At 44.9% G+C, this 12,621-nt stretch carries 10 protein-coding genes; 3 read left to right on the forward strand and 7 right to left on the reverse strand.

All coding sequences use genetic code 11. The annotated features are described in order from the left end of the window. Window positions 1–39: 39 nt before the first annotated feature. The 3 genes from QQ041_RS08420 to QQ041_RS08430 all read right to left on the reverse strand — a co-directional run bounded on the left by QQ041_RS08420 (window position 40) and on the right by QQ041_RS08430 (window position 2,139). A complete protein-coding gene (locus tag QQ041_RS08420) occupies window positions 40–720 on the reverse strand; it encodes a spondin domain-containing protein (protein ID WP_285953577.1) in 681 nt (226 codons plus the stop codon). A 9-nt stretch (window positions 721–729) separates the two neighbouring features. After that, window positions 730–1,413 carry a spondin domain-containing protein gene (locus tag QQ041_RS08425; RefSeq protein ID WP_285953578.1) on the reverse strand — a complete coding sequence of 228 codons (684 nt, stop codon included), beginning with the start codon at window positions 1,411–1,413 and terminating at the stop codon, window positions 730–732. A 384-nt stretch (window positions 1,414–1,797) separates the two neighbouring features. Further along, a complete protein-coding gene (locus QQ041_RS08430) occupies window positions 1,798–2,139 on the reverse strand; it encodes a YggL family protein (RefSeq protein ID WP_008219317.1) in 342 nt (113 codons plus the stop codon). A gap of 254 nt (window positions 2,140–2,393) precedes the next feature. Here QQ041_RS08430 and QQ041_RS08435 point away from each other — a divergent pair, with 254 nt between their 5' ends. Continuing rightward, window positions 2,394–4,421, forward strand: coding sequence for a PhoX family phosphatase (locus QQ041_RS08435; protein WP_285953579.1), 2,028 nt, complete (start codon window positions 2,394–2,396; stop codon window positions 4,419–4,421). A 242-nt stretch (window positions 4,422–4,663) separates the two neighbouring features. On the opposite strand, the gene QQ041_RS08440 is transcribed toward QQ041_RS08435, so the two are convergent. The 3 genes from QQ041_RS08440 to QQ041_RS08450 form a co-directional block, all read right to left on the reverse strand. Continuing rightward, window positions 4,664–5,284: a LysE family translocator gene (locus QQ041_RS08440; RefSeq protein ID WP_146490734.1), complete on the reverse strand. Its 621-nt coding sequence runs from the start codon at window positions 5,282–5,284 to the stop codon at window positions 4,664–4,666. Window positions 5,285–5,421: 137 nt separating this feature from the next. Then, window positions 5,422–6,708 carry a DEAD/DEAH box helicase gene (locus tag QQ041_RS08445; RefSeq protein ID WP_017631840.1) on the reverse strand — a complete coding sequence of 429 codons (1,287 nt, stop codon included), beginning with the start codon at window positions 6,706–6,708 and terminating at the stop codon, window positions 5,422–5,424. Between the two features lie 181 nt (window positions 6,709–6,889). Then, window positions 6,890–7,873 carry a GTP-binding protein gene (locus QQ041_RS08450; RefSeq protein ID WP_285953580.1) on the reverse strand — a complete coding sequence of 328 codons (984 nt, stop codon included), beginning with the start codon at window positions 7,871–7,873 and terminating at the stop codon, window positions 6,890–6,892. 714 nt (window positions 7,874–8,587) lie between these two features. Here QQ041_RS08450 and clcA point away from each other — a divergent pair. Then, entirely contained in the window at window positions 8,588–9,994 is a 1,407-nt protein-coding gene (clcA, locus tag QQ041_RS08455; protein WP_146490736.1) for a H(+)/Cl(-) exchange transporter ClcA, read from the forward strand. A gap of 239 nt (window positions 9,995–10,233) precedes the next feature. After that, the gene (locus QQ041_RS08460; RefSeq protein WP_146490878.1) at window positions 10,234–11,181 is read left to right on the forward strand and encodes a TDT family transporter; all 948 of its coding nucleotides are present in this window, start codon (window positions 10,234–10,236) and stop codon (window positions 11,179–11,181) included. A gap of 136 nt (window positions 11,182–11,317) precedes the next feature. Here QQ041_RS08460 and hmpA read toward each other — a convergent pair whose 3' ends face one another. After that, window positions 11,318–12,514, reverse strand: coding sequence for an NO-inducible flavohemoprotein (gene hmpA / locus QQ041_RS08465; protein WP_285953581.1), 1,197 nt, complete (start codon window positions 12,512–12,514; stop codon window positions 11,318–11,320). Window positions 12,515–12,621 lie beyond the last annotated feature (107 nt).

The following is a 12,621-nucleotide window of genomic DNA, read 5'->3' on the forward strand; positions in this document are numbered from 1 at the left end:
GGAACAGAGCAGGAATTCTTTCATCGTGTGTTCAACCAGTTACTCAGTGCGAGTAATAGTGATTCGCGCACCGGGGTTAAGAAAACGATGATTGCCACTTAATGCAGAGGTAGCTAGACCATCATCTTGGCTGATGACACCAGAGTGGAAGCTGACGACATCGGTGTCGTTTCTATCACTGTTAAAACCTTCCCCACCACCAGCAGGCCCAGGAATGGTTTCTGCAAGCTCGTCGTTGAGCTCCGTTCCTGAATCCCACACATTCATATTCATCGTGAACGTGTCACCCACCGCTAACGATTTCAGCGATAAACCAGATTCACCAACAAACGCATCATTGGTGTTGACTAGCATTGAAGCAACGGAGATGAACCCTTCTTGATTTAGATCGACACGAATAGACACCGTGTCTTGTTCTCCGGAAAGAATCAGCCCATTGCCTGAGATGCCTTGATAAACATTAGCGTCGCTGTCGCTGAGCGCGATGAGTTCAGCATTACTACCGCCTTCAGCTAAATATTCAAGGTCAACAGAAGCACTTTGGCCGATCTCAAACAGTTCAAAACTGGTGTTGTGCGTCAGTACCGCAAGTGGCGACATAGGTTGATTGGGCGTGAGGTTGGTAACGCTCACATCGTAGCGGTAGTAATCATCGTCATCATCAGGACAACCGGCTAACACGGCGACAGAAGCAGCGATAAATAAAATTCTAGCTTTCATACATCCCCCTTACTTCACAACGATCGTGATGGTTGCCACAGGGTTTAACCAGCGATGGCTACTGCTGTCAAGGTCACTAATACCGCCTGCAGCATTACTATCACCAATGTTGCCCGGATGAATATGAACCTTAGCGTTAGACACGGCAGTCTCTACACCTGTACCACCAGCGCCAAACGTAATGAAAGGCGGATTTGGCATGCTACCAGCCAACTCATCATTGGCTTCAGTACCTGCATCGTAGCCATTCAGTGTGGCTTTATAGGTACCTGCTTGAGTTGGGATCTTCCAGCTGTCTAATCCAACAAAGCCATCGTTGGTCGGCAACAACATCGCGCCGAGTGACAAGTAAGCCAGATCGCCAGTATCAATATCGAATGTGGTCGCGACACCTGGGTCAAGAATGCCACTAGCGGGGTTTTCTACTACTACACCACCCGCATTGGCGATGACACCAGATAACCCCGAGATGTCTCCGCCTTCCGCCATGGATTCCAACTCAGCAGAAGCGGCCTCCCCCGTTCTAAACATGAACAAGCTTGAATCATGAGCCGCTGCCAAGATTGGCGTAAAGTAGATCCCTTTCGTCGCATTAGTCACTGTCACCTCAAGCTGGGCTGCCTGAGCTTGAACAGCTCCAAAAGCGAACATCGCTGAGCCAATCACTAAGCTGATTTGAGTACGTTTATTCATTTTGATTCCATCCTTTATTGAGTCCTTTCGAGACCGACGAATGGATAACTTTTAATTACGTGTTATCTAGTCAGCCACGAACTGTGGTGTTGTTGACTCTAAGAATGGCGATCAAATCTATCAGTAACTTCATTGAATTCTCATAAAAGTCTCACAAGTTTATCCAAACTTATTACAGCCCAGATAAGTAGCCATAGAGCGCTGATATTTAAGTGAAATTAGTCGCATCACACAGCAAAAGGGAAACGTTAAAAATAGAATAACAAAGGAATAAAACGCAAAAAGGCCGAATCGACATACCGATTCGGCCTCTGTTTTTGTGTATTGTTGCTCGTTCGAAAAGCCGTATAGGCCTCTAAGAAAAGCTAACAGTACAACATCAATTTAGAACGCGTAGTTTGCGTCAATAAGTTCGCTTACTTCAACTTTCGTTACTTCAGCACGCGCTTCAAGCCACTGTGCAACTTGCAGTTGTTCTGCTTCAGTTACTGAGCGGTAACGCTCGATAGAACATAAGAAACCTTCAAACAGCTCTAGGCCACCGCCACCAAAGCATAGACCGATGCTGTCGATGAAATCGATGAACTCGTCAATGAACACATCGTATTGGTCAAAATCAGCAATCGAAGTCTTGCAGCTTACTTCAAAACCCAGAATCGCGAATTCACCTAGGTATAGCTTTTTGCGTAGGCGACGATTTTTGTTTTCGATTTTATCTAATTTCATAACTGTCTCTCTTTTCATTTGATTAAGCATTTATACACAGTTCCAACCCAATCCCCAAGTGTTTTGTCTTGCATAAGAAGTGTTATGGCAAAAATCGTGCTACAGAAACAAAAGCTTAATCAAATCTATAAAAATCTGTCACTTAACTGCTTCACGATTGGTCACACATTTACCCAACTTATTAACCAATTAGTTAGTAGATGGGTAAGTCATGAATAACGAATAATAAAATCAGCCAATAGGAAGCAGTCGCGATGAGCAAGGAAACATTTGATAGCACTCGTTTTAATAAGAGTAAAAACAAACCCTTCGAAGAAGTTCTAGATGCAAACCTTTCAAGAAGAAACGTATTAAAAGGCGGATTAGGCATTAGTGCTATGACAGCGTTCGGCGCGTTTGGTTTAGCGGGTCACAGCACAGCTAACGCCGCAACGATGCAAGCAACGGGCGCGCAGAAAAACACCGCAACGCTAGCATTTGAATCGGTTAAAGGCTCATTGACTGACAGTGTTGTCGTACCGAAAGGCTACACAGCACAAGTGCTCGTTCCTTGGGGCACGCCACTTAACAAGCAAGGTAATGCTTGGTTAAAAGACGGTACAAACAACGCACAAGACCAAGCTAATGCACTGGGAATGCACCACGATGGCATGCACTTCTTCCCGCTTGATGGCAACAGCAATGATGGTTTGTTGGTGATCAACCACGAATACATTGACCAAAAAGCCCTGCACGCTAATGGTCCTACATACAATGAAGGCGCTCGTCCTAACATTGATGAAGTACGCAAAGAGATCAATGCACACGGCGTGAGTGTTGTTCGCGTTAAGCTTGAAGACAACCAATGGGTAATGGTCGATAACGATCCGCTTAACCGCCGCTACACAGGCGCGACCGTAATGGATCTATCTGGCCCTGTCGCTCACAGTGAGTTTACCAAAACCAGATTCTCACAAGACGGCAGCCAAGCTCGCGGCACATTAAATAACTGTGGCAACGGCTACACACCTTGGGGCACTTACCTAACTTGCGAAGAGAACTGGCCAGGTTACTTCGTCAATAAAGGGACAACGACACCAGCTCAAGAACGTATCGGCATCGCTACTGACAAAACACGCTACGGTTGGGATACGCTTTCTGGTGACAAACAAGAGCGCTTGGATGAGTTTGCGCGTTTTGATGTAACACCAACCGCTGATTCTCCAATGGACGATTACCGTAACGAAGCACACGGTCACGGCTACATTGTTGAAATCGACCCATACACAGCAAACTCACGTGCGAAGAAACGTTCTGCTCTGGGCTGCTTCCGTCATGAAGGTTGTACATTTGGTAAGTTAACTGAAGGCGAGCCGATCGTATTCTACTCTGGCCACGATTCTCGTTTCGAATACCTGTACAAATTTGTTTCTGAAGCGAAATGGGACCCACGTGACGCTGAGCCAAGCAACCGACTAAGTGCTGGTGACAAGTACATGGACAAAGGCACGCTTTATGTCGCTAAGTTCAACGACGACGGTTCGGGCACATGGTTACCACTAACACTAAGTAGCAAAACCACCAACGGTGGCAAGCTAGGTGATACGTTTAATTCTCAAGCGGCACTTATCGTTAATACCGCAGGCGCAGCCGACCTTGTAGGTGCAACGCCAATGGATCGCCCTGAATGGTGCTCTGTTGACCCGATGACAGGTACCGCTTACCTAACGCTAACAAATAACAACAAGCGTAAAGAAGCGAACTCAGCGAACCCTCGCGTAAACAACAAGTTTGGTCATGTTATCCGTTGGGATGAAGGCAAAACGGCGGGCGAATTCGATTGGGATATCTTTGTATTCGGTTCACCTGCAGTGGAAGACAAGTCTATCAACCGCTCTGGTCTAACAGACATGAACCAATTCGCGAGCCCTGACGGCTTAGCGTTTGATGCTCGTGGCATCCTATGGATTCAAACTGATAACGGCGCAGACGAAGTAACGGGCTACACCAATGACCAAATGCTTGCTGTGGTTCCATCTCAATTAACGGATGACAAAGGCAACAGTGCGGTGATTGATGCAAACAACCAAGCACAACTTAAGCGCTTCTTTGTGGGTCCAAACGGATGTGAAGTGACTGGCTTTACTATCAGTCCAGACTTCAAGTCACTGTTTGTGAACATTCAACACCCAGCAAACTGGCCATCGTCTGAAGATGCAACGGCTCAAACTCAAGGCAATGTTCGCCCAAGAGCATCAACGGTTGCCATTCGCCGTGAAGACGGTGGTGAAATCGCAGTTTAATAGGTAGAACTGGCTAAGATCGGAAATATTTCTAACATCTAGCTATGTAAAACCAAAAAGAGCGATAAGGTCAAATGCCCTATCGCTCTTTTTCTATTCTATTCATTCTTCGGCTTAAGTAAGAGTCCGAGCCTTAAAGCTCATCATCTTCCCAAGAGCTATCCATCCCAAGCTCTCGTCATCCTCGAGAAGGAGGAACGACTGAATCGGGGATTTCTCTACCCGTTGTCGTTAAAGCAGAATTAACTCACGAACAACCACACACCAACGCCCATCATCAGCGTACCTGCGATACGGTTCATCAACTTGACGTTGTCGGCTTTACCCAGCATATGTTTTAGGCTCTTACCGCCTGTCGCGTACAGAGTCATACAAACAAATTCAGAAGCCAAGATAATAGACACCAAAATCATCAGTTGAGGCGCTAAATCTTTACTGCTGTTGATAAAAGGAGGAAGCAGAGAGATCATAAATGCCCACCCCTTCGGGTTCGCAATTGCAGTCACGAAGCCTTGAACCACCAAGTCCCAATCATTGTTCACTTGAGCTTCTTGATTATCAGTACTGATCGCCAGTTTGCCTCTTGAACGCCACATCTGAACGCCTAAATAGAACAAGTACCCTGCGCCCACAAACTTGAAGCCTGTAAATAACCATGGGTAATTCAGCATGATCGAAGCTATACCCAATACTGCGGCCACTGAAACTACCGCGACGCCAGCCAGTTCACCGATCATCATCCATAATGTACGCTTGTAACCGATGCTCATGCCCAACGTTAACGCCAAGGTCATACACATGCCAGGTGTGATTGACACAAAGAAAAACGTGGGAATAAAAGCCCAAAGTAGCGCGCTATCCATATTATTACCTTATCGACTTATTTTTATTTGAGTGTTTTAGCTTGTTGAACTGTCTTTGTAAGGAGCGACCTTGTGTTTAGCGACACAACGAAAAAGAGCCACAATACAGTGGCTCTTTTTCATTACCAACCGTAATTTTACTTACGACGGTTTTTAATTCGCTTCATCATAGTCAAACGACGTTCTGCGCTTGCTTGATCTTGAGGCTCTTCGTTCGCGTTGTTCTTACGACCTTGGCGGTTTTTGTAAGCCGACTTGGTGTTCAGCTTTTCAATGTAAGCGTCGCGCTTCTTCGGTTCGTAACCTGGTTGTTCAACACGACGAATACGTTGTTGAATCAATTTCTCAACCTGAACCACGGTTAACTCTTCTTCGCGGTTAACGAAAGAGACAGCATGACCTTGCTTACCTGCACGACCAGTACGTCCAATACGGTGAACATAGTCTTCTGCTAGGAAAGGCATGTCGTAGTTGATTACGTGTGGTAAGTCTTCGATATCAAGACCACGAGCCGCAACGTCTGTTGCTACCATTACACGCGCTTTACCTTCTTTAAAATCGTCTAGAGCACGACGACGAGCACTTTGCGCTTTATCACCGTGACACAATACTGCTTTAATGCCATCTAGCTTAAGCTCTTTAACTACATCGTTCGCTGTTTCTTTGTAGTTCACAAAAACAAGCACTTGGCGCCAGTTTTTACGACCAATCAGTTCAGAAAGCAGTTCTGTTTTACGTTCTTGATCCACTGGGTAAACCACGTGGCCGACAGTAGCAGCCGTTGAGTTTTCGCGCTCAACACTAATACGTTTTGGTTTACGTAAAATATCTACTGACAGTTGATTCAACTGAGTCGATGTTGTCGCCGAGAACATCATGATTTGTGGCGATGTTTCTACATCCAGCATGATTTTACGAACAGCATTGATGAAACCCATATCTAGGATACGGTCAGCTTCATCAAACACTAGGAACTCTAGGTTAGCAATAGACACGTTACCCGCTTCTAAGTGCTCTTCTAAACGGCCCGGAGTCGCAACCAGAATATCCACACCCAGCTCTAATTGACGAACCTGTGAAGACATCTTGTTACCACCGTAAACCGCTGAAACGCTTAGTTCAGTGTATTTAACGTAGTCTTTGATGTTTTGAGCGATCTGCGCAGCAAGCTCACGAGTTGGAGCAAGAATAAGGCCGCGAGCCGTTCCTCGAGATGCTTTTTTACCGCTGTTCAGTAGGTGCTGAATAACAGGCAATGAGAATGCCGCTGTTTTACCCGTACCGGTTTGAGCAGTAGCAAAAATATCATGGCCTTTACGAGCCATTGGAATCGCTTTTTGTTGAATTGGAGTGAGTTTTTCATAACCACACTCAGTCAACGCTTTGACTAATTCAGGAGCAAAACCTTGAGAGGAAAATGACATTGTTACGGGTTCCTTAAGCAGACAGCCTACATTCTTATTTCAGCCGAGCACTATAAAGTAATTAGAGTGATTTATCTCACATTTATCGTGATATAACGCAAACTTTCTCATTTAATCCGGTGTTTACCACGCCATCGACGAAGTAAACACCCGATTATTCAGTTCAAACAGAGATTAAACCCTATTTGATGCCACACAGCTTGAGCAGAATCTGTTCAAGATCGCCCCATGGCATTAGCTGTGAGTCGATCACTTCCAGTCGAGATTCAAAGCCATCGAGTGTGATTTCATTGACTGACACGACTTGATTCGCCACGTTAAACGCGTAGCAACCTTGGTCTGTATTCACCACGGCTTTTACACGTTCAGCCGTCAAATCAGACAACATTGAGAATAGTGCATCAAAGTCGAACTTATGCTCTGCACCAAACAACCATCCACAACTAAAATAACCCTGTCCTTTATTCTCTTTACGGATGAAAGCTTCACCGGGAGGAAGTTGGAATTGAGGTTCTTGTTCAGCGTGATCGTGATGGTGCGCTTCAATATGAGATGAAGCACTGCCATACACTCTTTCAATGTCCAACACTTCCAGTGGCACTTCGCCGTCATGGATTAGCTTATGGAAGACTTTTGCTGGCGTTTGATCAGTCACCCAATCATTAAACACATCGATATCTTCAGCATGAACAAGGTCGACCTTAGTACCAAGAATCACATCTGCACTGTTTAGTTGATCATTGAAATTCTGATTCGACGTGTACTTTTCATTAGATAGATTTCGTGGGTCTACCAAACCAAGCGTCGCTTTTAAATCAACATAAGGTGTGTATTGTTCTGAAGTTAACGTTGCAATCACTTGTTTAGGGTGACCAAGCCCTGTTGGCTCAATCAATAAACGATCTGGCTTTTGGCGAAGTAAGGCATTAATGCCCACCGACATAGGAACGCCTGCTGTACAACACATGCAACCACCCGGTACTTCTTTAATCAAAGCGCCTTGATCTGTCATCAATGCACCATCAATACCAATTTCCCCAAACTCATTAACCAGAACAGCCCAGTTTTCATTTTCAGGTTTATTTTTTAACAGGTTCAAAATGGCTGTCGTTTTACCAACACCCAAGAAACCCGTAATAATATTTGTAGGAACTTTTTTAGTCATATCAGTTCTCCTTTTTAAGGGAGTATATACTCAATCACTAAAAAGTTGACCCCAATCGATTGTTTATACCAATCACAGTAAGTAAGTGTTCAGAAATAACGCAGGAAAAAGGCTTGAGAACAAGGTGTGATTTTTTGATAAGTAGTTATTCTACAATAAAAAATTATAACGCAGTTATCGAGCATTTTAACCAGTTAGGGTGACCAATTATTTACTACGATTGGTATTACACTGAGATTCGTTGATAAAGGTTAGCGCGAAAATAATCAGAAGAGATAGACAGTAGAGGCAGAATGCGGAAATGGGATGCTCCAGACAGACTAAAGGCGTACTTACTCAGTACGCCTCACCCTCGTTACTCAATCGTGAGTTCGCGAATCAGGAAGCCTTAAATATCGACCTGAACATTTAACGAGGAACTAAAACTTTGTTTCTGAATCCATCCAAATTGTGTGTAAAACCTCACTTCTCCTTGCGGTTCGTTATGTTGCTTTACGATTTAACTATGGTTCATTTTTGGGGATATTCAAGCCGCCACCAGAGAAACGATCAAAATTGTGACGGCGATTCCACTATTGCCCATAGATTCCATTTATGTAACACGCACATTCCATAAATGAAATTCAACTTTCCATCTTTGTTGCTATAGGATATGCAGAGGAAGCGTATAATTTACGGCAAGCCCGCCTCAACCTATTCAGGAGCCTTATCTCAATGACCAGAAGAGAGAAAATTAAGCAGTCCCTACTAGCCAAAATGCCAAGGGATGCTATGAATCAATTTCTCTCAAGGGATAAAACCCCAGCTTCCGTTCTCTTTCTTTCTTGTATTGTAGGTGTACTTGCTGGCGTGGTGGGTACCTATTTCGAAGTCGCGGTTCATTTCATCACAGAAACTCGTACCGATTGGCTTAAAGATGAAATCGGCAGCTATTTACCCCTTTGGCTAGCCGCTTTCCTTATTAGTGCTGCATTTGCCTTTATTGGTTACTTCCTCGTTCATCGCTTTGCTCCAGAGGCTGCAGGCTCAGGCATCCCTGAAATTGAAGGGGCGATGGACGGTATGCGCCCTGTTCGATGGTGGAGAGTATTGCCAGTAAAATTCTTTGGCGGTATGGGCGCATTAGGTTCTGGGATGGTTTTAGGTCGAGAAGGACCAACCGTTCAAATGGGCGGCAGTATTGGTCGCATGGTCACCGATATCTTTCGAGTCAAAGATGACGACACTCGCCACTCACTATTAGCTTCCGGTGCCGCAGGTGGTTTAGCCGCCGCATTCAATGCACCACTGGCTGGCATCATGTTTGTAGTCGAGGAGATGAGACCACAGTTTCGCTACTCACTCATATCGATCAAAGCCGTCATCATCTCAGCGATTTCAGCCAACATTGTGTTTCGTTCTATCAATGGCCAATCTGCCGTTATCACAATGCCTCAATACCAACCGCCTGAACTGGATGCTCTGTGGTTATTCTTGTTGTTAGGCGTATTGTTCGGCCTGTTTGGTGTGATTTTCAATAAACTGATTACACTTTCGCAAGACCTGTTTGTGGCAATACACAAGAATGACCGTAAACGCTACTTAATGACAGGTTCCCTGCTGGGCGGTTGCTTTGGCTTATTGCTGCTCTATATACCGGAGTTGACTGGGGGTGGTATTGGTATCATCCCGAACATCACTAATGGCAACTACAGCGCAAACGTGCTGCTGTTAATCTTCTTAGGGCGCGTGCTCACCACGCTACTTTGTTTCGGCTCTGGTGCACCGGGTGGTATCTTTGCACCAATGCTTGCTCTAGGAACACTCTTTGGTTATGCGTTCGGGCTTATCGCTGCGGCATTCTTCCCTGAACTGAATATTGAGCCGGGCATGTTTGCGATTGCTGGTATGGGCGCGTTATTTGCCGCCACCGTGCGAGCACCTATCACTGGTATTCTATTGGTTATTGAAATGACCAATAACTACTACCTAATACTGCCGTTGATCATCACCTGCTTAGGTGCGGTAATCATTGCTCAAATGTTTGGTGGGCAGCCAATTTACAGCCAATTACTCAACCGTACGCTGAAAAATGAGAAGCTAAGACAACAAGACCTCCCTCAACAAGAGGAAGTGCGTTAATTACAAATGACTCATGAAACAAAAGCACACATTCAACGTGCTTAATCTCCCGATTCTGTATCAAAATCAAAAAAGCAAACGTTAAACTTGATATCATCCACTCAAAATTAGTTGAGTTCCCTCAAAATCTATTGATGGGTGACCTACACACTCTAACTAAAGCAAAAAATGCAATATTCTGTAATTAACTAAGTCGGAGTAAGTCGTTGAACTGGAGAAGATTGACCCAAGTAAAAAATGTGCCGCCATCTCAGGCGTCTTTAGCACTTGGCGTTATTGGGTTAGGACAAGCTTGGGCATTATATATCCCGGGCATTGGTGAGATCATTCGCCCCTACCTCGCTTCATTCGGCGCGCTATTATTGCTGCCTGTTTTACTCCGTTATCTAACGAGCTTTAATACCTTCCTTAATGACATACGCCACCCACTAGTGGGTAGCTTAATGGCACCAATGAGTATGGCCCTTCTGATTCTGTGCGACTATTTAGCCGAGATATCGCCAGTCATCGCCTACCCAGTTTGGTTCTGTGCGCTATTGCTGCACTTTACCATGATGGTATTGTTCTTTAGCTTTCAAATCATCAACTTCAAAATGTCGAACATTGTACCGAGTTGGTTTCTATATCCGGTGGGTTTGATCAGTAGTTCTTTAGCAGGTACACAGTTCGGGCACACCGTCTTTTCAGAAACACTTGCGGCCACTTGTATTGGTATCTATTTCCTTATGCTGCCAGTAGTGTTGTACCGCTTGGTGTTCGAAGGTAATCTTCCTCGCAGAGCAAGACCAACACTCGCTATCATGGCGGCTCCGGTTAACTTATCTTTAGCCGCTTACTTGGTTAACTTCGACAACCCAGACCCGATTCTGACAGGCGCATTGGCTGGCATTGCTATCACCATGACACTGCTGATCTACTTGTGTTATATCCGCCTAATGCGTCTGAAGTTCCAACCTTCAATTGCTGCCGTCACCTTCCCATCCGTGATCAGCGCTATTGCCATGCATCGATTAACCACGTTTTTCGGCGAGGAATACCCACAATGGTATTGGCTGCACAAGTTCGGATTCTTTGAGCTAACTATCGCAACCATCCTAGTGATTTGGGTTGCAGGCGGTTACGTGAAAATGTACTGGCCTGAGTTTTTTGATACTCACTATATGTCGAAAAAGACGAAGCGCTCTTAATCAAGAGCGCCCTCTTTGCTAGAGACATATCTATTCAGCGCTACACCAAACAAAAAAGGCCTCACACTGTGAGGCCTTTTGAATAGGCAAGGTTTTTAATAGTTCAGGCGAGTGTTAATAGAACTGACGATTCCTATTAGAAGTTAGCGTGAGGGCCAAATACTTCGTAGTGTACGCGTGAACGATCAACTTTAAGTGCGTCTAGTTGCTCCACGATGTTCTTCATGAAACCTACAGGTCCACAGATATAGAAGTCGCTTTCTTCAAAGCCTTTTGCATCAGCGATAGACGCTAGATCCATTTGACCTTGATGCGTATTTTCACATGCAGACTCATCTTTGTTCATGTACCACGTTTTCGCTTCCCAACCTTTGTCGGCAACAATGTCTTTAACACGGTTTGTGAACGAGTGTTGACCTACGTTTTCACAAGCGTGAAGGTAAAGTACTGGTTCGTTTTTATCTTCCGTGCTTAGGAACTCAAGCATAGACTGCATTGGTGTAACTCCCACACCTGCAGAGATAAGCGTTACCGGCTTGCTGCGTTCTTGATACATGAAGTCACCCGCTGGTGCGTACAGACTAACCTCATCACCAACAGCAACCGTATCGTGTAGGTGGTTAGATACAACTCCTTGTGTCTCTTGACCTTGTCCTTCACGTTTAACAGAGATGCGGTATTGCTTGCCGTTTGGCTTATCAGACAGTGAGTATTGACGAATCTCGCTGTATTGAGAGCCTTCCGGTTTCACTTCGATACCGATGTATTGACCTGGTGTGTAATCCAGAACGTCACCGCCATCTTTTGGCTGAAGAATAAAGCTAGTTACTAGAGCTGATTCTTCAATCTTATCTGCAATCACGAACGTACGTGCTGCTTCCCAGCCACCTACCGCTTGCTTACGCTGTAGGTAAAGCTCTGCTTCACGGTCGATGAATACTTGAGCTAAGAAAAGGTAAGCCGCTGTCCACGCCTCTTCCACTTCTGGAGTGAACGCTTCTGTTGCCAATTCACGCAGTGTTTCAATCAGGTGCAAACCAACAATTTGGTAGTGCTCTGGTTGAATGTTAAAGCTTGTGTGTTTCTGAGCAATACGTTCAACGGCTGTTGTTAACGCTGCTAGGTTTTCAATGTTCTTTGCATAAGCCGCGATAGCTTCAAACAGTGCAACGCCTTGGCGACCTGTTCTTTGGTGAGTCATATTGAAGATATCTTTCAACTCAGGGTTATGCGTGAACATACGTTGATAAAAGTGCTGAGTTAAAGCCGGGCCTGCGCTCTCAAGTAGCGGGATAGTAGATTTGATGATTTCGATATGTGCGTTGTTAAGCATGAATTTACTCCGAACACTGAGTCTTATGACCTATATGTCATTTTGACTACTTGAAAAATTAAGAATGACTTATCGATTTTCTGAAGCCTTAGTTATTTTTAGAAACT

This window comes from Vibrio sp. TMPB1044 (assembly GCF_030442075.1).
In the GTDB taxonomy this organism is placed as follows: domain Bacteria; phylum Pseudomonadota; class Gammaproteobacteria; order Enterobacterales; family Vibrionaceae; genus Vibrio; species Vibrio satsumensis.